A 24,405-nucleotide genomic window follows, 5' to 3' on the forward strand; every position below is an offset into this window, starting at 1 on the left:
ATGATCGCCACGGACTGCGATGACGACAGTTCCGCGGAGCCCGAGGACTACTGCTGGCTGAGCGTCATGGACAACAGCCGCGCGGTTATGTCCACGATCGGAATCACGCGGTTGTAGGCCATGCGGGTCGGTCCGATCACACCGAGCGTGCCGACGATCTTGCCGTTCACCTCGTACGGCGCGGTGACGACGCTCATTTCCTCGATCGGTACCAGATTCGATTCGCCGCCAATGAATATTTGCACGCCCGCCGCGTGACTCGACACGTCGAGCAACTGAAGGAGGCTGGTCTTCTGGTCGAACACATCGAACAGCTTGCGCAGGCGCGCCATGTCCGACGAAAGATCGGCGACTTCGAGCAGATTGCGCTCGCCCGAGATCAACACGGTCTCGCCGGTGTCGGATTCGTCGGTGCTGGCGGTGACGGCCGCATGCATCAGCGAGGTCATGTCGCCACGCAGCTCGTCGATTTCCCCGCGCAGGCGGCGGCGCACCTCGTCGAACGAGAGGCCCGCGAAGTGCGCGTTGATGTAATTGGAGGCTTCCACCAGCTGCGAAGGCGAAAAGTCGCGCTGGGTGGCGAGGATGCGGTTTTGCACGTCGCCTTCGGGCGTCACGATGATCAGCAGAATGCGCTGGTCGGACAGGCGCATGAATTCGATCTGCTTGAACACGTGGCTGCGACGCGGCGTGAGCACGACGCCGGCGAACTGCGACAGATTTGACAGCACGCTCGCCGCCGCGGCGACGATCTTCTGCGGCTCGCCCACCTGCAGCGTGGTCTTGACGGTGCGCGTCACCGCCTCCTCGTCGGCGGCGGATTCGACGGTCAGCATCGTGTCGACGAACAGGCGGTAGCCGCGTGGCGTCGGAATGCGCCCTGCCGACGTATGCGGACTGATCACGAGCCCCAGATCCTCGAGGTCCGACATCACGTTGCGGATCGTGGCCGGACTCAGTTCGAGGCCCGAATAACGTGACAGCGTGCGCGAGCCGACCGGCTGACCTTCGGCGATGTAGCGCTCAATCAGCGTTTTGAGGAGGGTTTGTGCGCGAGGATCTAGCATGACGAAAAATTTTAGCTCAATGGCATCGCAGCCGTGAGCGCCCGCGGCGCCCGCTCCCGGCGAATGCATCGCCGTCGGCGGGCTCGCATGTCATCGGGTCTTCACCATTCTAACGATAATCGCGACATACGCAGACGCCCTGCGTGCGCCGCCCCACAACCGGGTCGGTCTGCGGTTCTTTTCAGGCCCTACCTATGGTGTAATGCCGGCATGCAAGTGACCAGCCAGTTCAAGACCGTCGCGCTCGTCGGGCGCAGCAATACGCCAGGCATCGGCGAGCCGCTGACCGCGCTCGCCGCCTGCATCGCGAAGCTCGGCCTGGAAGTCGTGTTCGAAGCAGACACCGCCGCCGAAATCGGCGTGACCGACTATCCGGCGCTGCGTCTCGCCGAGATCGGCGCGCGCGCCGACGTCGCCGTGGTGCTCGGCGGCGACGGCACGATGCTCGGCATCGGCCGCCAGCTCGCGCCGTATCGCACGCCCTTGATCGGCATCAACCACGGGCGGCTCGGCTTCATCACGGACATTCCGATCTCCGACATGCGCGAGATCGTGCCGCAGATGCTGTCCGGCAATTTCGAGCGCGAGGAGCGCGTGCTGCTCGAAGCGCGCATCGTGCGCGACGGCACGCCGATCTACCACGCGCTCGCGTTCAACGACGTGGTGGTCAACCGCAGCGGCTTCTCGGGCATGGCGGAGTTGCGCGTGTCGGTCGACGGCCGCTTCATGTACAACCAGCGCTCGGACGGCCTGATCGTCGCGACGCCGACCGGCTCGACCGCGTACGCGCTGTCCTCGCAGGGGCCGATCCTGCATCCGCAACTACAGGGCATCGTGCTCGTACCGATCGCGCCGCACGCGCTGTCGAACCGGCCGATCGTGCTGCCGGACGAATCGAAGGTCAGCATCCAGATCGTTTCCGGGCGCGAGGTGAACGTCAATTTCGACATGCAGTCGTTCACGTCGCTGGAGCTCGGTGACACGATCGAGGTGCGCCGTTCGCGTCACACGGTGCCGATGCTGCATCCGGTCGGCTACAGCTACTATGCGACGCTACGCAAGAAGCTGCACTGGCACGAGTACCCGTCGCACGAAGAAGACCCGAGGCCGTAAGCGGCACTTTGATTTCGCACGCCGCCGCGGCCGCCACCCGAATCCCAAGCTCACCCGACCACCTCCATGCTTCGCCACCTCTCGATACGCGACTTCGTCATCGTCGCCGCGCTCGACCTCGAATTCGACAGCGGCTTTACCGTTTTCTCGGGCGAAACCGGCGCCGGCAAATCGATCCTGATCGACGCGCTCGCGCTGGCACTAGGCGCGCGCGCCGAGGCGAGCGTCGTGCGCACCGGCGAGAGCCGCGCCGACATCACCGCGGAGTTCGAGACGCACGCACAGGTCGATCAATGGCTCGACACGCAGGCGCTCGGCGCGGCCGACGACGGCCAGCACGGCGGCACCGTGATGCTGCGGCGGGTGGTCGACGCGAACGGCCGCTCGCGCGCGTTCATCAACGGTACGGCGGCCACGCTCGCGCAGCTGCGCGAGGTCGGCGAGATGCTCGTCGATATTCACGGCCAGCACGCGCACCAGTTGCTGATGCGCCCGGACGCGCAGCGCGAGCTGTTCGACACGCACGCGGGCCTGTCCGACCTGGCCGCCGCCGTCATGCACGCGTGGCGCACGTGGCGCGACAAGGCGCAGGTCGTCGAGCACGCGCAAACGCGCGATCGCGAGCTGCAACTCGAACGCGAGCGACTCGCGTGGCAACTCACCGAACTCGACAAGCTCGCGCCACAGCCGGGCGAATGGGAAGAAGTCAACACCGAGCATCGGCGGCTGTCGCATTCCGCGAATCTGATCGACGGCGTGCAGGGAGCGCTCGGCGCGCTGTCCGAATCGGACGACGCGATGATCACGCATCTCGGCTCGATCGTGTCGAAGGTGCGCGACCTCGCGGAGATCGACCCCGCGCTGAACGACGTGCTCGCCGCGCTCGAACCGGCCGAAATCCAGTTGCAGGAAGCCGCGTATTCGCTGAGCCACTACGCGCAGAAGCTCGAGCTCGATCCGGAGCGGCTCGCGCAGGTCGAAAAGCGCCTCGACGCGCTGCACTCGGCCGCGCGCAAGTTCCGCCTGCGGCCTGAGACGCTGCCGGAAGAACACGCAGAGCGGCGCAAGCAATTGGCCGCGCTCGACGCCGCCGCCGACCTCGACGGCCTGCGCGCCGCCGAGGCGCAAGCGAAGGAAGTGTTCGTCGCCGAGGCGAAAAAGCTGTCGAAGGCACGCGCGAAAGCGGGCAAGGCGCTCGGTGAGGCGGTCACGACCGGCATGCAGGAACTGTCGATGAAAGGCGGCAGCTTCGAGGTCGCGCTGGTGCCGCTGCCCGAAGGCGGCGCGCACGGGCTCGAGCAGATCGAGTTCCGCGTCGCCGGTCATGCCGGCGTGCCGCTGCGGCCGCTCGCGAAGGTTGCGTCAGGCGGCGAACTCGCGCGTATCAGTCTCGCGCTCGCAGTGATCGCGAGCGCGGCCAGCCCGACACCGACCCTGATCTTCGACGAAGTGGATACGGGCATCGGCGGCGGCGTGGCCGAAGTGGTCGGACGGCTATTGCATCAGCTCGGCGAGGCGCGCCAGGTGCTGTGCGTGACCCATCTGCCGCAGGTCGCCGCGCGCGGCGATCATCATTTCCAGGTCGCAAAGATGAGCAACGGCACCGGCGGCACGCTCAGCAGCGTGAGCTCGCTCGACAAGGCGAGCCGCATCGAGGAAGTCGCGCGAATGCTCGGCGGCCTCGAAATCACGGCGACCACGCGCAAGCACGCGAAGGAAATGCTGGCCGCCTGAAATTGCGCCGCGCATAGGCGGCCGCACAAGGCTGAGTCGGCCTGGCCGGGACGTCACACCGATCCCGGCCGCGCATGATGCGCTACGCGAAGTGCGTGAGCGCCCTTACCCAAACACCCTCTTCCACAACGCCAGCACCGCCTCGCGCTCGGCCGCGACCAGCGCCGGATCGACCCGCGCCTTCTCCATCCCATCGAGCCGCAGCGTGTGCTGCAGCTTGCGATAGCGCCGATAGGCGGCGCCGACCGTCTCCGCTTCCGCTTCGCTCATCAGCCCGAAACGCGACACCTCACGCAGCAGCGCGATATTGCCGGTATTGCGGATCAGCTCGGGATCGCGCGCCGCATGCAGCAGCACCCAGTACTGCACGGTGAACTCGATATCGACCATGCCGCCGCGGTCGTGCTTCAGGTCGAACAGCGCCGGCGTATGGTTCGGGTGTCCCGCCTCGACACGCGCGCGCATCTCGACGATCTCTTTCGCGAGCGGCGCCGCTTCGCGCGGCGTCGTCAGCACCTGTTCGCGGATCGCCTCGAACTTCGCGCCGATCTCCGGATCGCCCGCGCAGTAGCGCGCACGCGTCAGCGCCTGATGCTCCCACACCCACGCGGTATTCGCCGCGTCGCCCTCGCGCAGCTGGTAGCGACGGAACGCATCGAGGTCGGTGACGAGCAGGCCAGACTCGCCGTTGGGCCGCAGCCGCAGGTCGATGTCGAACAATGTGCCGGCGCCGGTCGCGGTGGTCAGCCATGTGATCAGACGCCGTGTGTAGGTTGCGTAGACGTCGGCGGCGGCATCGTCGGGATCGTCGTACAGGAAGATCACGTCGAGGTCCGACGCGTAGCCGAGCTCCTTGCCGCCGAGCTTGCCGTAGGCGATCACCGCGAAGCGCGGCACATCCCGATGACGTTTGGCCAACTGCTTCCACACGGCTTCGATCGTCACGTCGAGCACTGCGTCGGCGAGCTCGGACAGCCGGTCGCTGACGTGCTCGACGGACAGCTTGCCGGCAAGATCGATCAGCAGAATGCGGAACACCTCGGCCTGATGCGCGTGACGCAGCAGATCCATCTGCTGCTCGACGCCATCGGCGGCGGCGAGCCGCAAACGCAACGTACGCTTGAATTCAGCCCAGTCGAACGGACTGTTGATCGCCTCGACGTCGAGCAGCTCGTCGAGCAGCTGCGGATGGCGGATCAGATAGCCGGCCGCCCAGCGCGAGCCGCCCAGCACCGACAGCACCTGGTGCAGCGCCTGCGGATACTCGGTCAGAAGCGCCAGATACGCGCCGCGCCGGCTCACCGCTTCGAGCAGATCGAACAGGCGCGCGACCGTATCGCCGCGCCGCCCGGCCGGCTCCAGCGTGCGCGCGGCTTCGAGCGCGCGCTGCGCGACGATGTCGAAACGCTGCCGGCTGCGCTCGTTCAGGCCCGTGTAGCGCGACGAGCGCCACACCGCCTGCAGCCTGGCGAGCAGCTCACCGGGCTCGGCCACCCCCAGTTCGACGAGGCGCGCGCGCAGTGCGTCGTCGGCGCTATCGTCGGCGAGCGCGCTGCTCCACACCCACGCGGCCGCGCCGTCCTCGGGCGCGCCGCAACCGTCGCGGCCGCCCACCTTGTCGGCGAAAATCTGGTCGAACTGCTGTTCGACGAACTCGCGATGCGCGTCGAGCTTCGTCATCAATTGCGGGTAGTCGTTGCAGCCCATCACGCGCGCGAGCGCCATGCGGTCTTCGGCATCGACGGGCATCGCGTGGGTCTGCGCGTCGTTGCGATATTGCAAACGATGCTCGAGCTCCCGCAGAAAGCGATACGCCTGCGACAGCTTCACGCACACCGACGGATCCATCAACCCATTCGTGGCCGCGTGGCGCAGCACGGCGAGCGTCGGCCGCACGCGAAAGCCGGCGTCCTGGCCGCCGCGGATCAGCTGGAACACCTGCGCGCTGAATTCGATTTCACGGATGCCGCCACGGCCGAGCTTGATGTCGTCGGCCTTGTCGGGGCGCATCGACGCGCGGCGCTGCGCCTCCTGGCGGATCTGCAGATGCAGCGCGCGAATCGCGCTGATCACGCCGAAATCCAGATAGCGTCGATAGACGAACGGCGTGACGATCGCCCCGAGCTGCTTCTGCAGCCGCTGCGCCGAGGCGCTCGCGCCCTCGGACACGAGCCGGCCCTTGATCCACGCGTAGCGCTCCCACTCGCGGCCCTGCACATAAAAATACTCTTCGAGCATGCCGAGGCTGCATACGAGCGGCCCCGAATCGCCGTTCGGCCGCAGACGCATATCGACGCGAAACACGTAGCCGTCGGCGGTGACTTCGGCAAGCGCGCCGATCAGCCGCTTGCCGAGCCGCGTGAAGAACTCCTGGGTCGCGAGCGGCGGGCGCTGGCCGCCGGCGGTCTCGCCGTCGTCCTCATAGACGAAGATCAGGTCGATATCCGACGACACGTTCAGCTCGCGCCCGCCGAGCTTGCCCATACCGACCACGCCGAGCGTGAGCCTTTCGCCCTGCTGGTCGCGCGGCTCGCCATACAGCGCTTCGAGCTCGGCGCTCAGCACCGTCAGTGCACGCTGGATCGTCGTTTCCGCGAGATCGGTCATCGCGCCGGTGACTTCGGCGATATCGGCCTCGCCGGCCAGGTCGCGCTCCATCACCGCGCAGAATACTTCGGTGCGCAGCTGGCGCAGCGCGCGCTTCAGCGCATCTTCGTTGACCGGCGCACCGGCTGGGCCCGCCGCCTCGGCGCACAGTGCGTCGAGACGCGCGTCGATGCGCTCGCGCGTCAGCAGTTCGTCGGCCAGCGCGCCGACATGCGCGACCAGTTGCGGGCGGGCCGCGGCGGCGCGCGCGGCATAGTGCGAATAGCTGGAACTCAGGAGGGTGGCGTCAGTCATCAAAAATCTGGCTCGCTCGTTGCTTGATCGAATTTGTCCGGCGGTATTCTGACGGTGCCCGGGTGTCGTTGCGGGGTCGTTGTCGTGTCGTTCCGTCGTGCCATCGGCACGCGGCGACAAGCGTGCCGGACTCCGTGCCGGACGGCCTCGCCAATCGCCGTCACGGGCCGTCGGACAGGGTTTGCAGGAGGTCCGCCGACGCTTTCCCGTGTGATACATTTCGTCGTTAACACGCAAAACTACCATACGCCCAGCCGCCGCAGCATGTCCGAGCGAAACGAATCCGCCGACCCGCAAGCCCCACCGCAGGTCCCGCATGTGAGCGGAAGCGACCACATCGTGCTGCGTCGGACGTTGCGCGTGCTCGCCGCGCTCGCGCTCGTCCTCTATTTCATCGCGGGCGGACTGTTTCTGGGTTTGCGCTACGTGGTGCTGCCGCGCGCCGACATGTTCCGGCCGCGCATCGAAGCCGCGGTCTCCGACAAGCTGCGCACCCAATTCACGATCGGCCGGCTCGCGCCGCACTGGAGCGGCTTCCAGCCAGGGCTCGATGTCACGAATCTCGTCATCCGCGATCACGACGGCCAACCCGCGCTGACGATTCCGCACGCCACCGCGTCGGTGTCCTGGCGCTCGCTGTGGGAGTTTCATCTGGCGCTGTCGAGCCTGATCGTCGATCAGCCGGACGTGCTGGTGTCGCGCAGCGAGGACGGCGTGCTGTCGGTCGCGGGCGTGCCGGTGCCGACGCGCCACAGCGGCAACGACGCGCTGTCCACCTGGTTGTTGCGTCAGCAGGCGATCGTCGTGCGCGGCGGCGTGCTGCGCTGGCGCGACGCGACGCGCAACGAACCCGAACTGGCGCTGCGCGACATCCGCATCGCGATCCTCAATGACGGCCGCGACCACCGCATGGCGCTGCAGGCGCCACCCGACGGCCAGGTGCTGAAAGGCCCGCTCGACTTCCGCACGCACTTCCGCCACGCGCCGCTCTCGGCGCTCGGCAAGCCGATCAACTGGAGCGGGCAGGTGTACATGTCGACGGGCCCGGTCGATCTGCCGACGCTCGCGCGCTACATCCAGTTCCCGATCGAGACGTTCGCCGGCCGCATCGACAATGCAATCTGGATCGACTTCAGCGAAGGCCGCATGACTCAGGCGACCGGCCAGTTGAGCGGTTACGACGTCGCGATGCGCGTGCGCCCGACCCAGCCAAGGCTGCTCGTGCCGATCACCCACTTTCTGTGGCGCGTCGAGGCAAACGAAGGCGAGTACCGGCTGCAGCTGTCGGACCTGCGTGCCGAGCTCGGCCAGCCGCCGCTCGAAGACGGCACGCCGCTCGCGCGCATCCTGCGCTTCCGGACCCTCGACAGCCGCTACCGGATGGCCTCGCAGCAGCATGGGCAGCTTTTGAGCGTCAGCGGCGATCGCGTCGATCTCGGCATCCTCGCCGAATTCAGCCGCGCGCTGCCGCTGCCGCGGCACTTTCTCAATGAACTCGTGCGCATCAATCCGCGCGGGCGCGTCGCGAACTACGTGATCGAGCTCGAGCGCGGCAAGCCGGAATCCGGAGAAGTGGGCAGCGACCATCGGCCGACGGGTGTTGAACCGATCGAGCGTTATCGCTTCAGGGGCGATTTGCAGGGCATCAGCTTTGCCGCCCAGGAGCCGGGGCCGGGCCTGACGCCGCGCGGCCACCCGCGCGCCGGCGTTCCCGGCATCGAAAACCTGTGGGGCAACGTCGACGCCGATGAAAAAGGCGGCCACGCGAACTTCGATACGACCAACGTGGCGATCACGCTGCCGGGCGTGTTCGACGATCCGCGTCTCACGCTTGCGCGTCTGCACGGCCGCGCCGACTGGACGATGGGCACGAAGGCACCGGGCGACACGCGTCCCGCGTTCGCGGTCAAGCTCAACGATTTCAGCGTATCGAACCCTGACGTCGAGGCGAGCGCGACTGCGAGCTACAGCAATCCCGGCCACGGCCGCGGCTCGCTCGACCTGAAAGCCGACTTCCAGCGCGCGCAGGTGACGCACATCGCCCGCTATCTGCCGACCGCGGTCAGCGAAAAGCTGCGCATTTACCTCGGCCACGGCTTGCAGGCTGGCGTGTCGCGTGGCGGCACGATCGAAGTGCACGGCGACCTGACCAAGTTCCCCTACGCGCGCGACCCCGACGCCGGCATCTTCCACATCGTCGCGCCGTTCACCGGCGGCAAGTTCGATCCGACGCCGTTCCCGCCGCGCAACATGCGCAACGGCACGCCAAACGTTTGGCCGCCGCTCGACGGCATCGACGGCGTGTTCGAGCTCAAGCAGAACGTGCTGCGCTTCGACATCGACCGCGGCCGTTACAAGCGCGTCGCGCTGACCGGCGTGAACGGCCGCATCGACGACCTCGGCACCAAAGGCTCGAACCTCACCATAGAGGGCAACGCCCGCGGCCCGCTCGCCGATATGCTCGACTACGTGAACGGCAGCTCGCTCGGCATCATGGCGCGGCACCAGACCGAAAAGATTCGCGCGGAAGGGCCCGCGTCGCTCGCGCTGAAGCTGACGATCCCGCGTACGCCGAAGCCGCATATCGGCGTGGAGGGTGCGCTCGGCTTCCAGAACAATCGCCTGAGCGTGAGCAATGCGCCGTCGCTGTCGCAGCTGAACGGCCGGGTGCGCTTCACCGAACGCACGGCCGAGGTCGAGCGGCTCTCCGGCCAGTTCCTCGGCGGTGACGTGCATGCGAACGGCGGCTTGCGGCAAGACGGCACGTATGCGCTCGCGCTCAACGGCCACATCGCCGTCGATGCCGCGCGCGAACTGCATCTGCATGGCCCGGCCGCACAGGTGCTCACGCATATGAGCGGCAGCGCGCCTTATGCATTGCGCGTCACCGGCGCGAAGGGCCGCCTGCCGGAGGTCAGCGCCAACTCTGATCTGAGCGGCCTCGGGCTCGATTTTCCAGCGCCGTTCAAAAAGACTGCCGGCACACCGATGCCGCTGCACTTCTCGGTCAATCCGTCGACGCTGCCGGGCGAAGCCGGCCTCGAACGCGCCGACCTGACGTTGGGGCCGGTCGCCGCCGCGTATCTGCTGCGCTATCGGCCGAACGCGCAGCCGCGTACGTCACCGACCGTCGTGCGCGGCGCGATCGGCGTGAACCGGCCGGTCGACCTGCCGTCCGAGGGCGTGGTCGCCGCGGTGGACATCAAGGAGTTCAATGCCGACGCCTGGCGCGCGCTCGCCGCGCAGCTGCGCGCGGGCGGGGCGAATGGCGTGAACGGCGCTGCGAACGGCGGCAATACCGCCAGCAGCGCGGCCACAGCCGCGGCCGCGCCTACGGCCGTGCCGAATCCCATGCTCACGCAGTTCCTGCCGAACCGCTTCGCGCTGCATATCGACCTGCTTACGCTGCTCAAGCGTCACTGGGACAACGTGATCGTCGGCGCGTCGCACACGGACCGCACGTGGCAGGCGAACGTCGCGTCGAATCAGGTGTCGGGCCACGTGTCGTGGCTGCCGGGAGCGACCCGCGAATCGCCGGGCGAACTGCAGGCGCGCTTCGCGCGCGTCGTGATTCCGTCGGTCGCGGACAAGGACCTGCTCGGTCCGGCGATGTCGGCGCCCGCGCTGAACATGCCGTCGATCGATCTGGTCGTCGACGAGCTGATCGTGCACGATCGCAACGTCGGCCGGCTCGAGGTCGACGCGCACAACTTCGAAGAAAAAGGCGTGCCGGTCTGGCAGCTCGACAAGCTCGACGTGACGAACCCCACCGCGACGCTGACCGCGACCGCGAACTGGCGTACCTCGACCGAACTGCCCACCTCGGCCGACGAAGCCATGCCGCGCCGCACCGTGTTCGATTTCAAGCTCGACATCAAGGATGCCGGCGCGATGCTCGAGCGCTTCGGTCTGCCGAGGACGCTCCGGGGCGGCACCGGCTCGATTCAGGGCAAGGCCGTGTGGCAGGGCGGCCCGACCACGATCGACTATTCGACGCTGAACGGCAACCTCGCGCTGGATCTACGCCACGGTCAGATCCTGAAGGTCGATCCGGGCGTCGCGACGCTGCTCGGCGTGCTGAGCCTGCAAAGCCTCGCGCGCATCGCCACACTCAATTTCCACGATGTGATCGGCGAGGGCCTGCCGTTCTCGAGCGTGACGGGTACCGCGCAGATTCATGACGGCATCGCCCGCACCGACAACTTCAGGATGGTGACCGCGCCGGCCCGCGCCGAGATGGTGGGCTCGGTCGACATCGCGCAGAAGAGCCAGGACCTGCACCTGCACGTAGTGCCGACCGTCAGCGCCGGCTCCGCGGTGATCGCCGCGACGGTCATCAATCCGCTGATCGGCCTCGGCGCGCTGATCGCCGATATCGCGTTCACGCATGGGGTGTCGCACGTATTCGCGCGCGACTACGCGATCACCGGCTCGTGGTCGAAACCGCACATCGAGCGGGTGACGGGCGAACGGGGTAAGATTGACGCTCCGGCTTCGACCGTGCAAGCGCACTGAGCTCCGGTTTCCCTGGCGCCGCCGTCTCGAACCACGCGGCCGCTCGGTCCGCTCTATCGACTCAATGCGCCAACGGGGCCGAGCCAGCCCAGAACCATGCGTGCGGCGCCCGCGCTTCACACCGCCGCCCGCCGGGAGTCTTTCGACACGCTCATGAGCGAAACACACGTCACTTCATCCGCATCCGCCGCAACCTCCAGCGGCCTTGTAGCCAGCCCCTTCCGGGTCGCCGCGCTGCAGATGGTCAGCTCGCCGGATCGCGATCGCAATCTCGCCGACGCAGAGCGCCTGATCGCCGAAGCCGCCGCCGACGGCGCGAAACTCGTGCTGCTCCCCGAGTATTTCTGTTTCATGGGCTTCAAGGACACCGACAAGCTCGCCGTGCGCGAGCCACATCAGGACGGCCCGATCCAACGCTTTCTCGCCGACGCCGCGCGCCGCCACCAGATCTGGGTGATCGGCGGCACCCTGCCGCTGAACGCACCGGAGCCGTCGCGCGTACTGAACACGACGCTGGTGTTCGACCCGAACGGCAACGAGGCCGCGCGCTACGACAAGATCCACCTGTTCAACTTCGAAAAGGGCGAAGAATCGTTCGACGAAGCGCGCACGATTCGACCCGGCACCTCGGTGCAAAGCTTCGAGGCGCCATTCGGCCGGGTCGGCCTGTCGGTCTGCTACGATCTGCGCTTTCCCGAGCTGTACCGGCGCATGGGCGACTGCGCGCTGATCGTGGTGCCGTCGGCGTTTACCTACACGACCGGCCGCGCGCATTGGGAGCTGCTGCTGCGCACTCGCGCGATCGAAAACCAGTGCTACGTGCTCGCCGCGGCGCAAGGCGGCAAACATGAAAACGACCGCCGCACCTGGGGCCACAGCATGCTGATCGACCCGTGGGGCGAGATCGTCGCGGTGCGCGACGAGGGCGCCGGCGTGGTCGCGGGCAACCTCGAACGCGCGCGCATCGACGAAGTGCGGCAGAGCCTGCCGGCATGGCGTCATCGCGTGCTGACCTGAAACCGACATTGAAACTGCGGCGCCTGCCACGCATATAGCGACCAGGCGCTCCCCGACCCCTTCGTATCGAGCAGAACATACTTCGCATGAACATCATCGAACCCGGTATCCGTAATCTCGCCGCCGCCAAGGACATCCTCCTCACGCCCTATGGTCTCGACGAATCGCTGCTCACGCGCACGCTCGCCGAAATCTTCACGCACCGCGTCGACTACGCGGATCTGTACTTCCAGACCACCCGCAGCGAAGCGTGGAGTCTCGAGGAAGGCATCGTGAAGTCGGGCAGCTTCAGCATCGATCAGGGTGTCGGCGTGCGCGCCGTGTCGGGCGAGCGCACCGCGTTCGCCTACTCGGACGACCTGTCGCCCGAAGCGATCCGCCAGGCGGCCATCGCCACGCGCGCGATCGCCAAGGCAGGCGGCGGCAAGCAGAAGATCCAGGTGGCGTCGTCGCTGACCGGCATCGCCGGGCGCGATCTGTACCTGCCGTCCGACCCGCTGCATTCGCTCGACGCCACCGCCAAGGTCAAGCTGCTCGAGCGCATCGAGCAGATGGCGCGCGGCCGCGACCCGCGCATCCAGCAGGTGATGGCGGGCCTCGCCGGCGAATACGACGTGGTGCTGGTCGCGCGCAGCGACGGCGGCTTCGCGGCCGACATCCGGCCGCTCGTGCGTGTCTCGGTGACGGTGATCGCCGAGCAGAACGGTCGCCGCGAAATCGGCAGCGGCGGCGGCGGCGGGCGTTTCGACTACGGCTATTTCACCGATGAAGTGCTGTCGCGCTATGTCGACGATGCGGTGCACGCCGCTCTCGTCAATCTCGACGCGCGTCCGGCGCCGGCCGGCGCGATGACCGTCGTGCTCGGGCCGGGCTGGCCCGGCGTGCTGCTGCACGAGGCGATCGGCCATGGGCTCGAGGGCGACTTCAACCGCAAAGGGTCGTCGGCATTCGCGGGACGCATCGGCGAGCAGGTCGCCGCGAAGGGCGTCACCGTGGTCGACGACGGCACGCTGCCGAATCGTCGCGGCTCGCTCAATATCGACGACGAAGGTAATCCGACCCAGTGCACGACGCTGATCGAGGACGGCATCCTGAAGGGCTACATCCAGGACACGCTGAACGCGCGTCTGATGAAGATGCCGGTCACCGGCAACGCACGGCGCGAATCGTACGCGGCGCTGCCGATGCCGCGCATGACCAACACGTACATGCTGAACGGTGACAAGGACCCGCAAGAAATCCTCGCGTCCGTGAAGAACGGCCTGTATGCGGTGAACTTCGGCGGCGGTCAGGTCGACATCACGAACGGCAAATTCGTGTTCTCGGCCTCCGAGGCGTACATGATCGAGAACGGCAAGATCACGTATCCGGTCAAGGGCGCGACGCTGATCGGCAGCGGACCGGAATCGCTGAAGTACGTCACGATGATCGGCAACGACATGAAGCTCGATTCGGGCGTGGGCGTGTGCGGCAAGGAAGGCCAGAGCGTGCCGGTGGGCGTCGGTCAACCGACGCTGCGCATCGAGCGGATGACGGTCGGCGGCACGGCCTGATTTCGTCGCGGATGCACGCTTCGCGCACGCAAGGCTCGAAGTGTGCGGGTTTTCCGCATTTTTCGACACCCCAGCTTGTCAGCCGAGCCTGTACCGGGTTATAAACTCACTCACCCTTTTTGACCAGCGACGCATTCACTTCGCCATGTCCGCCAAGTTTTATTTTTACTTTTTTTGGTATCTCAGACCGCTGGCGGATCGAGAGGGGTGTTAGTGCACGCAGGACACCGAGAATTCCCGAAAAACCGCCAGCCAGCCTGGCGGTTTTTTTTCGTCTCACGCTTTTCGATACCTGACTGACATTTTGTCGTTGACCATTTTTTGATTGTCGTCCGCTCTGGCCTCGCTGTTTGATCACCGACTGATCGCCCCCGTTGCCCGCGCGAACACGCTACGAACCGATTCAGGAGAACAACATGCCCCCGCACAATACCGATGATGTCCGCATTCGCGAATTGAAGGAACTCACGCCGCCCGCTCACCTGATCCGCGAATTTGCCTGCGACGAGACGGTTTCCAACGTGATCTACGACTCGCGCACCGCGATGCATCGCATTCTGCACGGCATGGACGATCGTCTGATTGTCGTGATCGGCCCGTGCTCGATTCACGATCCGAAGGCCGCGATCGAATACGCGGGGCGTCTGATCGAGCAGCGCAAGCGCTTTGCCGGCGAACTCGAAGTCGTGATGCGCGTGTACTTCGAAAAGCCGCGTACGACGGTGGGCTGGAAGGGTCTCATCAACGACCCGCATATGGACAACAGCTTCAAGATCAACGAAGGTCTGCGCACCGCGCGCGAGCTGCTTCTGCGCATCAACGAGCTCGGCCTGCCGGCCGGCACCGAGTACCTCGACATGATCAGCCCGCAGTACATCGCGGATCTGATCTCCTGGGGTGCCATCGGCGCGCGCACGACCGAATCGCAGGTGCACCGGGAGCTGGCTTCGGGACTGTCGTGCCCGGTCGGCTTCAAGAACGGCACGGACGGCAACGTGAAGATCGCCGTCGACGCGATCAAGGCCGCCTCGCAGCCGCACCATTTCCTGTCGGTCACGAAGGGCGGCCACTCGGCGATCGTATCGACCGCCGGCAACGAGGACTGCCACGTGATTCTGCGCGGCGGCAAAACGCCGAACTACGACGCCGACAACGTCAACGCGGCCTGCGCGGACATCGGCAAGGCGGGTCTCGCCGCGCGTCTGATGATCGACGCGAGCCACGCGAACAGTTCGAAGAAGCACGAAAACCAGATTCCGGTGTGCGCGGACATCGGCCGTCAGATCGCCGCGGGTGACGAGCGGATCGTCGGCGTGATGGTGGAGTCGCACCTCGTCGCGGGTCGCCAGGATCTGCAGGAAGGCTGCGAGCTCACGTACGGCCAGAGCATTACCGATGCGTGTATCGGCTGGGACGAAAGCGTCGCGGTGCTCGAAGGCCTTGCCGAAGCGGTCAGGCAGCGCCGCGTCGCGCGCGGCAGCGGCAACTGAACGCCTGCCCCGCCGCCACTGCGGGGGCTTGTCGGCAGTCGTCCGTAGAAGAAACCCGGTTCAATATCGAACCGGGTTTTTTTATTGGCCATTCGGACGAATGGTACTGAGCCTGCTGCCTCGATATCGTCATAGCTCGTTGCCTGGTCGATTGCACGCTTGACCAGGCTGGAGAATGCGTATAATATTTTATACATGAGGTGGCGATGGAGCAGGAAAAAGAAATTCGCTGGTTAGGCTCCAGCTACCGTGATTTGCTCGCTTTTCCCAACGAAGCGCGTCGTCTCGCAGGGTTTCAGCTTCACAAGATTCAGTCAGGACTCGACCCTGACGACTGGAAACCGTTCGAGTCTATCGGCGCGGGAACGCGCGAAATTCGCATCAGAGACGAGGACGGCATTTTTCGCGTGATGTACGTCACCAAATACGCCGAAGCGCTGTACGTGCTGCATTGCTTTCAGAAGAAAACGCAGAGGCTCGGACCGCACGACAGAAGAATTGCCGAAACGCGCTACCGCGCCATCACCCATTACAGGACCACCCAGCCATGACGATCGACACCAACATTCGTCACGTAACGCGAGCCGGCGCGAACGTGTTCCTCGAACTCGGTTTTTCCGCCGATGAAGCGAAGCGCCTTCACGCGGCGTCGCAAAAGCAGATCAACGACACGCGGCTGCTCAAGGAACAGCTGATGACCGAGCTGTCCACGTGGATCGAACAGCATCATCTGAAGCAGGCCGAGGCGGCCGAAATCCTGATGGTGTCGCGCCCGCGCGTGTCCGACGTCGTCAACAAGAAAACCACCAAGTTCACGATCGACACGCTCGTGGAAATGCTGAGCCGCATCGGCAAGCCGGTCACGCTCGCCGTCGGTTGAGCGTCGGCTCGTGCGAAGCACCGTGCGTGTCCATGCGCACATGTGCGTCGCCATTCAAGGCGCGCCGCGATCGTGCTGCCACAGCACGTCGGTGCCGCCGTCCGCGCGATTGAGCACGCGCGCCAGCACGAACAGCAGATCGGACAGCCGGTTCACGTACTGACGTGGCGCCGCGTTCAGCGCCTCGTGTTCGCCAAGCGCGACGATCGCCCGCTCCGCGCGGCGGCAAACGGTACGGCACACATGCGCGAGCGCGGCCGCGCGCGAACCGCCCGGCAGAATGAATTCCTTCAGCGGCGGCAGCGTGGCGTTGTAGTCGGCGAGCCAGCCGTCGAGCTGCGCGAGATGCTGTTCGGTAATCATCGTGTGACCGGGAATGCACAGCTCGCCGCCCAGATCGAACAGGTCGTGCTGGATTGCGACCAGCGCCGCGCGTACGTTCTCGGGCAGGTTCTCGCACAACAGCACGCCGAGATTCGAATTGAGTTCGTCGACGTCGCCAATCGCGGCGATACGCGCGCTGTCCTTGCGCACGCGGCGGCCGTCGCCGAGACCGGTGGTGCCGTCGTCGCCGGTGCGAGTGGCGATCTTGCTGAGGCGATTGCCCATGACGTCTCCCATGTATTAGTGACGATGCTGCCAGCTGGTTTGTCCATATTGCACGCATCGCGAAATCGCCGCCATTATATGAGCGGAAGCCGTCCCAGCGCTGCCTGGCGGGCGAACGGCGTAAAATGAAACACTTGCTGCAAACAGACCGTTATCTAAAGAAACTTTCATGGGACCGGAGCAAGCGCTGTAGCGCTAACTCCGGTCGACACAGGAGACATGCGTGAACCATCCCGTGCCGCCGGCGCCGCTACGCCGGCCGTTTCCCGCCGAATTGCTGAGCCAGCTCAAAGCCGCTTTCGGCGATCGGGTTTCCGTTGCCGAAGCCGTGCGTGCGCACCACGGCCGCGACGAATCACCGTTCGATCCGCAACTGCCTGACGCCGTCGTGTTCGCGCGTACAAGCGAAGACGTGCAAACCGCCGTCAAGCTGTGCGGCCAGTACGACGTGCCGATCATTCCGTACGGCAATGGCTCGTCGCTCGAAGGACATCTGCTTGCCGTGCAAGGCGGCGTGTCGATCGATCTGTCGGAAATGAACCGGGTGTTGTCGATCAACGCCGAAGACCTGACCGTCACCGTCGAGCCCGGCATCTCGCGCAAGCAACTGAACGAAGCGCTGCGCGACACCGGCCTGTTCTTCCCGATCGACCCCGGCGCGGACGCGAGCATCGGCGGGATGTCGGCAACCCGCGCGTCGGGTACCAACGCCGTGCGCTACGGCACGATGCGCGAGAACGTGCTCGGCCTGACGGTCGTGCTCGCCGATGGCCGCGTGATCAAGACCGGCTCGCGCGCGCGCAAATCGTCGGCGGGGTACGACCTCACGCGCCTGTTCGTCGGCTCGGAAGGCACGCTCGGCGTGATAACGGAAATCACGCTGCGCCTCTATCCGCAGCCGGAGGCGGTGTCGGCCGCGGTGTGCACGTTCCCGTCGATGGGCGATGCGGTGCGCGCGGTCATCGAGACGATCCAGATCGGCGTGCCGATCGCGCGTGTCGAGTTCGTCGATTCACTTGCGATCCGCTCGATCAATCGCCATTCGAATCTGACACTGCGCGAAGCGCCCACATTGTTCTTCGAATTTCACGGCACCGAGGCCGGCGTCAAGGAACAGGCCGAACTCGTGCAGGAAATCGCGGCACAGAATGCCGGTGAAGGCTTCGAATGGGCGACGCGCCCCGAAGACCGCAGCCGTCTGTGGACCGCGCGTCACAACGCCTATTTCGCGATGCTGCAACTGAAGCCCGGCTCGCGCGCGGTCACCACCGACGTCTGCGTGCCGATCTCGCGTCTCGCGGAGTGTGTGGTCGAAACGGAGCAGGATCTGTTGGCGTCGCCGCTGCCCTGCCCGATCGTCGGCCATGTCGGCGACGGAAACTTCCACGTCGCGATCCTGATCGATCCGGACAAGCCCGAAGAGCTCGAGGAAGCCGAGCGCCTGAACCATCGCATCGTGCAGCGCGCGCTGCGGATGGACGGCACCTGCACCGGCGAGCATGGCATCGGCCTGCACAAGATGGGCTTTCTGCTCGAGGAGCACGGCGACGTCGCGGTCGACACGATGCGCTCCATCAAGCACGCGCTAGACCCTCGCAATCTGATGAACCCGGGCAAGATTTTCGCCTGGGCGGCGGCCTGATCGGCACTGCGCATGCCGGCCGCGGCAAACCGCTGACGCGCCCGGCGGCAACCGCGCCAGGCTGAACACGCAAGTGATGCGAAGCAGGCAGCACGAAACAGCCGGCTCGAACCAGCAAGCCGGACCGGCGCAAGCCACGAGGAGACAACTCACATGAACGCACCCGCTGAACTGTCGGCCGAAGTCCTCGCGCAGCGTCAGCGCGAAGTCGTGCAGGCGCTGATGGCCGTGTTGCCGACCCACTGTCTGCTGTATCGCGAAGAAGACACCGTCGCGTACGAATGCGACGGGCTCGCCGCGTACCGGCGTTTGCCGCTCGCGGTCGTGTTGCCGGAAACCGAATCGCAGGTGCAGCGCATCGTGCAGATCTGCCATCGCCTCGAGGTGCCCATCGTGCCGCGCGGCGCGGGCACCGGGCTGTCCGGCGGCGCGATGCCGATTCGGCACGGCGTGGTGGTATCGCTCGCGCGCTTTCGCAAGATCGTCGAAGTCGACTCGTACGCGCGCATCGCGACCGTCCAGCCGGGCGTGCGCAATCTGGCGATCTCCGAAGCCGCGGCGCCGTATGGTCTTTACTATGCGCCGGATCCGTCGTCGCAGATTGCCTGCACGATCGGTGGCAACGTGTCGGAGAATTCGGGCGGCGTGCATTGCCTGAAGTACGGCCTCACCGTGCACAACGTGCTGCGCGTGCGCGCGGTCACGATGGAAGGCGAGATCGTCGAATTCGGCTCGCTCGCGCCCGACGCGCCGGGGCTCGATCTGCTCGCGGTGCTGATTGGCAGCGAGGGCATGTTCGCGATCGTCACCGAGGTCACCGTCAAGCTGATCCCGAAGCCGCAAACGGCGCAGGTCATCATGGCCAGCTTCGACGACGTCGTCAAAGGCGGCGACGCCGTTGCGGGCATCATCGCGGCGGGCATCATTCCGGCCGGCCTCGAGATGATGGACAAGCCCGCCACGCGCGCGGTCGAGGAGTTCGTCAACGCCGGCTACGACCTCGACGCGGCGGCGATCCTGCTATGCGAATCGGACGGCACGCCCGAGGAAGTCGCGGCCGAGATCGTGCGCATGACCGCGGTGCTGCGCGAGCACGGCGCGACCCGTATCCAGATTTCACGCACGGAAGCCGAGCGCCTGCGCTTCTGGTCCGGGCGCAAGAACGCGTTTCCGGCCGCCGGCCGCATTTCGCCGGACTACTACTGCATGGACGGTACCGTGCCGCGCCGCAGTATCGGGCCGCTGCTGGCGCGCATCGAGGAGATGGAGAAGACCTACCAGTTGCGCTGCATCAACGTATTCCATGCCGGCGACGGCAACATGCACCCGCTGATCCTGTTCAACGGCAACGACCAGGACGAGTGGCATCGCGCCGAGTTGTTCGGTTGCGACATCCTCGAAGCTTGCGTCGAGCTGGGCGGCACGGTGACGGGCGAGCATGGCGTCGGCATCGAGAAGATCAATTCGATGTGCGTGCAGTTCTCGCCCGAAGAGCGCGACACGTTCCACGCGGTCAAGCGAGCATTCGACGCGCCCGGCCTGTTGAACCCCGACAAGGGCATCCCGACGCGGGCGCGCTGTGCCGAATACGGCAAGATGCACGTGCGCGGCGGGCTGCTACCTCATCCCGAGCTGCCGCGCTTCTAGCGGCAGGCGTTTGCAGCGCGCATCCACCGTTCGCCGCGCCCACGCTGATGCTGGCGCGGCCTGCGCGGCGCTTTGCGCCCTCCCCTCCAGACCGATGCCGCGCCCCGTCATGCGGGTGCGCTCCGGCTTGCCAGCGAGCCGCCGCCCGGTACAATCAAACGAAACACAACGAGCAGGACACCATGGAAGAGGACGACATCGTCGCCGTATGGTCCGAACGCGTGCGTTCGGCCAGCGCCGAGGGACGCGCGCTGCGCATCCGCGGCGGCGGCACCAAAGACTGGTATGGCCAGACGCTGGAAGGCGAGATCCTCGACACGCGCGCTTATCGCGGCATCATCGCGTACGATCCGGCCGAACTCGTGATCACCGCGCGCGCGGGAACACCGCTGCTGGAAATCGAAGCCGCGCTCGCCGAGCACAACCAGATGCTGCCGTTCGAGCCGCCGCACTTCGGGCCGCAGGCCACCTTCGGCGGCTGCATCGCCGCTGGCATTTCGGGGCCGCGCAGGCCGGCCGTCGGCGCCGCGCGCGACTTCGTGCTCGGCGCCGTCGTGATGAACGGCCAGGGGCAGGTGCTGCACTTCGGCGGCCAGGTCGTCAAGAACGTCGCGGGTTACGACGTGTCGCGGCTGCTCGCGGGCTCGCTCGGCACGCTCGGGCTGATCCTCGAGCTATCGGTCAAAGTGCTGCCGCGGCCGCAGGTCGAAGCCACGCTGAAGTTCGACATGAACGGCACCGACGCGGTACGCAAGCTCAACGAATGGGGCGGCCGGCCGCTGCCGATCACCGCGAGCGCATGGCGCAACGGCACGCTCGCGGTGCGCCTGGGCGGCGCGGAAGCCGCGGTCAAGGCAGCGCGCACCGGGCTCGGCGGCGAAGTCGTCGATGCGGTCGAAGCTGAACGCTTCTGGGCCGGCCTGCGCGAACAGACCGATTCGTTTTTCGCGGGCATTCCACCGAAGGCCGCGCTGTGGCGTCTCGCGCTACCGTCGATCACCGAGCCGCTGCAGCTGCCCGGCGCGCAACTGATGGAATGGGGCGGCGGCCAGCGCTGGTGGATCACCGACACCGACGCGCAAACCGTGCGCATCAGCGCGAAACAGGCCGGCGGCCACGCGACCATCTTCCGCAGCGGCCACGGCTACGACCGCAGCGCCGGCGTATTCACACCGCTGCCCGCGCCGCTGATGAAAATCCATCGCGGCCTCAAACATGCATTCGACCCGGCCCGCATCTTCAACCGCGGCCGTCTCTACTCCGACTTCTGAGCGACGCGATGCAAACCAACCTCGCGGACTTCATTCGTAATACGCCCGATGGCAACGAAGCGGACGCCATCCTGCACAAATGCGTGCATTGCGGTTTCTGCACGGCCACCTGTCCGACCTACCAACTGCTTGGCGACGAGCTCGACGGCCCGCGCGGGCGCATCTATCTGATCAAGCAGATGGTCGAAGGCGCGCCGGTCACGCGCAGCACGCAGGTTCACCTCGACCGCTGCCTGACCTGCCGCAATTGCGAATCGACCTGCCCGTCGGGCGTGCAATATGGGCGGCTCGTCGAAATCGGCCGCAAGCTCACCGAAGAGAAAGTCAAGCGTCCGCTCAATCAGCGGCTGATGCGGCGCCTGCTCGCGAGCGTGCTGCCGAACAGCGCGATCTTCACGCCGGCGATGCGGCTGGGTCAGCACGTGCGCGGCCTGCTGCCGAAGAAGCTGCGCGACAAGGTGCCCGCGCGCCAGCACCCGCTCGAATGGCCGAGCGCAAAACACGAACGCAAGGTGCTGATGCTGGCGGGCTGCGTGCAACCGTCGATGATGCCGAACGTCAACATCGCGACCGCGCGCGTGTTCGATGCGCTCGGCATCGAAACGGTGATCGCGCCCGACGCCGGCTGCTGCGGCGCGATCCGCCTGCACCTCGGCTACCACGACGAAGCGCTCGACGACCTGCGCGCGAACATCGACGCATGGTGGCCCTACGTCGAACAGGGCGTTGAAGCGATCGTGATGAACGCGTCGGGCTGCGGCGCGACGGTCAAGGAATACGCGCACCTGCTGCGCCTCGATCCGAACTATGCCGAGAAGGCGCGCCGCATCGTCGAATTGACGCGCGACGTCTCCGAGATCCTGGCCGAGTTCGAAGAACAGCTCGTCGCCATCACGCGCCGCCGCTCGGTACACACGGTCGCATTTCATCCACCCTGCACGCTGCAGCATGGCCAGCAGATCCGCGGCAAGGTCGAGCAACTGCTCGGCGCGCTCGGCGTCGAAGTGCGCCTGCCCGCCGACAGCCATCTGTGCTGCGGCTCGGCCGGCACCTACTCGCTGCTGCAGCCGCGCATGTCGTACGCGCTGCGCGACCAGAAGCTCGAGCGTTTGCAGGCGCAGGAGCCGCAGGTGATCGTGTCGGCGAACGTCGGTTGCATCGCGCATCTGCAAAGCGGTACGTCGACGCCCGTCGCGCACTGGATCGAATTGGTCGAGCACATGCTGTCCGTATAATCGGGGCATCGTCTTCGCTGAACACCGGTTCGTTCCATGTCCGATCTGCCTCACAATCTCGCCGACGTGCACGAGCGCATCGCCAGAGCCGCGCAAGCGGCCCACCGCGACGCGCAGTCCGTGACGCTGCTCGCGGTCTCCAAGACGTTTCCCGCCGATGCCGTGCGCGCCGCTCATGCGGCCGGTCAGCGCGCATTCGGCGAGAACTACGTGCAGGAAGCGCTCGACAAGATCCAGACACTTGCCGATCTGCGCGCGTCGCTCGAATGGCATTTCATCGGGCCGCTGCAATCGAACAAGACGCGGCCCGTCGCCGAGCATTTCGACTGGGTACATTCGGTCGATCGGCTGAAGATCGCGCAGCGGCTGTCGGAGCAGCGCCCGGACAACCTGCCGCCGCTCAACGTGTGCCTGCAGGTCAATGTCAGCGGTGAAGCGTCGAAGAGTGGCGTCGCCATCGCCGAGGCGGCCGCTATCGCGCAGCAGATCGCCGCGCTGCCGAAGCTGAAGCTGCGCGGACTGATGTCGATTCCCGAACCGGGCGGCGATCTCGCAGAACAACGCGCGCCGCATCGCCAATTGCGCGAGCTATTCGAGCGCTTGCGTAACGACGGGCTCGCGCTCGATACGCTGTCGATGGGCATGTCGGCCGATCTCGAAGCAGCCGTGCTCGAAGGCGCGACGATCGTGCGCGTCGGCACCGCGATCTTCGGCGCACGCGATTATTCGCGCTGAGCATTTCCACGGGCCTTGCGCGAACCTGGCTGCGCGAAGCCCTCACCGCATCTCATCTGAACCTACCCGGACCATCATGAAAATTGCGTTTATCGGCGGCGGCAACATGGCCGCGGCGTTGATCGGCGGCCTCATCAAGCGGGGCGTCGCGCCCGCGGACCTGTACGCGGTCGATCCGAACGAAGACGCGCGCCAGCGCAACGAGCAGCAATTCGGCATCCGCACCGGCGCGGCCGCCGACGTCACGCTCGCCGACTACGACGCGGTCGTGCTCGCGGTGAAACCGCAGATCCTGAAGAGCGTCGCCGGGACGCTGGCGCCGCATCTGCGCGCGTCGCAACTCGTCGTCAGCATCGTCGCGGGCATTCGGATCGGCGACATGTCGCGCTGGCTCGCTGGCCACAACCGCATCGTGCGCGTGATGCCGAATACGCCGGCGCTGATCGGCAGGGGCGTCACGGGTCTCGTCGCCAGCGGCAGCGTCGACGAAGCGGGCCGCGCGCTCGCGTCGCAGGTGCTCGGCGCGGTCGGCGAAACCGTCTGGTTCGACGACGAAGCGAAGATCGACGCGGTCACCGCGATCTCGGGCAGCGGGCCGGCCTACGTGTTCTATTTCATCGAAGCGCTGCAGGAAGCCGCGCGCCAGCTCGGTATGGACGAAGCGCAGGGTCGCGCGCTGGCGGTCGCGACCTTCACGGGCGCCGCGCAACTCGCGGCCAATTCCGACGAGCCGCCGAGCGTGCTGCGCGAGCGCGTGACATCCAAAGGCGGCACGACCGCGGCAGCACTCGCCTCGTTCGAAGCGAGCGGCATCAAGGACGCGATCGTGCGCGGCGCACTGGCCGCCGACGCGCGGGCGCGCGAGATGGGCGACGAGTTCGGCAAGCAGTAACGCGAACCGGCGTCGAAAAGAAACAGCGGAAACAGACACGCCGTAGCGCGACTGTCCTTCTTCTCATCAGGGCAGGCGCCTACGGCGTGTAGAAACGCAGCGGT

General features: G+C 66.3%; 18 protein-coding genes. 14 read left to right on the forward strand and 4 right to left on the reverse strand.

What is annotated here, in order from left to right:
• Window positions 1-47: 47 nt before the first annotated feature.
• Complete coding sequence (gene hrcA / locus HDG37_RS34685; protein ID WP_184055541.1) at window positions 48-1,067, reverse strand: heat-inducible transcriptional repressor HrcA; 1,020 nt, start codon at window positions 1,065-1,067, stop codon at window positions 48-50.
• A gap of 210 nt (window positions 1,068-1,277) precedes the next feature.
• Between hrcA and HDG37_RS34690 the strand changes: the two genes are divergently transcribed.
• Entirely contained in the window at window positions 1,278-2,180 is a 903-nt protein-coding gene (locus HDG37_RS34690; protein ID WP_184055543.1) for an NAD kinase, read from the forward strand.
• Window positions 2,181-2,246: 66 nt separating this feature from the next.
• On the forward strand, window positions 2,247-3,914 hold the full coding sequence (gene recN / locus HDG37_RS34695) for a DNA repair protein RecN (RefSeq protein WP_184055545.1): 1,668 nt from the start codon (window positions 2,247-2,249) through the stop codon (window positions 3,912-3,914).
• Between the two features lie 105 nt (window positions 3,915-4,019).
• On the opposite strand, the gene glnE is transcribed toward recN, so the two are convergent.
• Complete coding sequence (gene glnE, locus HDG37_RS34700) at window positions 4,020-6,815, reverse strand: bifunctional [glutamate--ammonia ligase]-adenylyl-L-tyrosine phosphorylase/[glutamate--ammonia-ligase] adenylyltransferase (RefSeq protein ID WP_184055547.1); 2,796 nt, start codon at window positions 6,813-6,815, stop codon at window positions 4,020-4,022.
• Between the two features lie 264 nt (window positions 6,816-7,079).
• Here glnE and HDG37_RS34705 point away from each other — a divergent pair, with 264 nt between their 5' ends.
• The 3 genes from HDG37_RS34705 to tldD all read left to right on the forward strand — a co-directional run bounded on the left by HDG37_RS34705 (window position 7,080) and on the right by tldD (window position 13,900).
• Complete coding sequence (locus tag HDG37_RS34705; protein WP_184055549.1) at window positions 7,080-11,330, forward strand: YhdP family protein; 4,251 nt, start codon at window positions 7,080-7,082, stop codon at window positions 11,328-11,330.
• A 153-nt stretch (window positions 11,331-11,483) separates the two neighbouring features.
• The gene (locus tag HDG37_RS34710; protein WP_184055551.1) at window positions 11,484-12,347 is read left to right on the forward strand and encodes a carbon-nitrogen hydrolase family protein; all 864 of its coding nucleotides are present in this window, start codon (window positions 11,484-11,486) and stop codon (window positions 12,345-12,347) included.
• A gap of 86 nt (window positions 12,348-12,433) precedes the next feature.
• On the forward strand, window positions 12,434-13,900 hold the full coding sequence (gene tldD, locus HDG37_RS34715; RefSeq protein WP_090803105.1) for a metalloprotease TldD: 1,467 nt from the start codon (window positions 12,434-12,436) through the stop codon (window positions 13,898-13,900).
• A gap of 106 nt (window positions 13,901-14,006) precedes the next feature.
• Here tldD and HDG37_RS34720 read toward each other — a convergent pair whose 3' ends face one another.
• Entirely contained in the window at window positions 14,007-14,258 is a 252-nt protein-coding gene (locus tag HDG37_RS34720; protein WP_184055586.1) for a hypothetical protein, read from the reverse strand.
• A gap of 58 nt (window positions 14,259-14,316) precedes the next feature.
• Between HDG37_RS34720 and aroG the strand changes: the two genes are divergently transcribed.
• From aroG to HDG37_RS34735, 3 genes are all read left to right on the forward strand, one after another.
• Entirely contained in the window at window positions 14,317-15,390 is a 1,074-nt protein-coding gene (gene aroG / locus HDG37_RS34725; protein WP_090805593.1) for a 3-deoxy-7-phosphoheptulonate synthase AroG, read from the forward strand.
• 206 nt (window positions 15,391-15,596) lie between these two features.
• Window positions 15,597-15,941 (forward strand): type II toxin-antitoxin system RelE/ParE family toxin, encoded by a 345-nt coding sequence (locus HDG37_RS34730; RefSeq protein ID WP_184055553.1) that lies wholly within the window; start codon window positions 15,597-15,599, stop codon window positions 15,939-15,941.
• A complete protein-coding gene (locus HDG37_RS34735) occupies window positions 15,938-16,270 on the forward strand; it encodes a helix-turn-helix domain-containing protein (RefSeq protein ID WP_090803102.1) in 333 nt (110 codons plus the stop codon). The genes HDG37_RS34730 and HDG37_RS34735 overlap by 4 nt, the downstream gene beginning before the upstream one ends.
• Before the next feature lie 54 nt (window positions 16,271-16,324).
• On the opposite strand, the gene HDG37_RS34740 is transcribed toward HDG37_RS34735, so the two are convergent.
• The gene (locus tag HDG37_RS34740; RefSeq protein ID WP_090803100.1) at window positions 16,325-16,879 is read right to left on the reverse strand and encodes a cob(I)yrinic acid a,c-diamide adenosyltransferase; all 555 of its coding nucleotides are present in this window, start codon (window positions 16,877-16,879) and stop codon (window positions 16,325-16,327) included.
• Window positions 16,880-17,102: 223 nt separating this feature from the next.
• Here HDG37_RS34740 and HDG37_RS34745 point away from each other — a divergent pair, with 223 nt between their 5' ends.
• The 6 genes from HDG37_RS34745 (at window position 17,103) to proC (ending at window position 24,301) form a co-directional block, all read left to right on the forward strand.
• Entirely contained in the window at window positions 17,103-18,521 is a 1,419-nt protein-coding gene (locus tag HDG37_RS34745) for an FAD-linked oxidase C-terminal domain-containing protein (RefSeq protein ID WP_184055555.1), read from the forward strand.
• 153 nt (window positions 18,522-18,674) lie between these two features.
• Window positions 18,675-20,168 (forward strand): FAD-linked oxidase C-terminal domain-containing protein, encoded by a 1,494-nt coding sequence (locus HDG37_RS34750; RefSeq protein ID WP_090803097.1) that lies wholly within the window; start codon window positions 18,675-18,677, stop codon window positions 20,166-20,168.
• A 182-nt stretch (window positions 20,169-20,350) separates the two neighbouring features.
• On the forward strand, window positions 20,351-21,439 hold the full coding sequence (glcE, locus tag HDG37_RS34755; protein WP_184055557.1) for a glycolate oxidase subunit GlcE: 1,089 nt from the start codon (window positions 20,351-20,353) through the stop codon (window positions 21,437-21,439).
• An 8-nt stretch (window positions 21,440-21,447) separates the two neighbouring features.
• Window positions 21,448-22,674 carry a glycolate oxidase subunit GlcF gene (gene glcF / locus HDG37_RS34760; RefSeq protein ID WP_184055560.1) on the forward strand — a complete coding sequence of 409 codons (1,227 nt, stop codon included), beginning with the start codon at window positions 21,448-21,450 and terminating at the stop codon, window positions 22,672-22,674.
• Window positions 22,675-22,710: 36 nt separating this feature from the next.
• The gene (locus HDG37_RS34765) at window positions 22,711-23,409 is read left to right on the forward strand and encodes a YggS family pyridoxal phosphate-dependent enzyme (RefSeq protein WP_184055563.1); all 699 of its coding nucleotides are present in this window, start codon (window positions 22,711-22,713) and stop codon (window positions 23,407-23,409) included.
• Window positions 23,410-23,485: 76 nt separating this feature from the next.
• Complete coding sequence (gene proC / locus HDG37_RS34770; protein WP_184055565.1) at window positions 23,486-24,301, forward strand: pyrroline-5-carboxylate reductase; 816 nt, start codon at window positions 23,486-23,488, stop codon at window positions 24,299-24,301.
• Window positions 24,302-24,405: the final 104 nt, after the last annotated feature.

The sequence above is a fragment of the Paraburkholderia sp. MM5384-R2 genome, from assembly GCF_014201025.1.
GTDB lineage: Bacteria > Pseudomonadota > Gammaproteobacteria > Burkholderiales > Burkholderiaceae > Paraburkholderia > Paraburkholderia tuberum.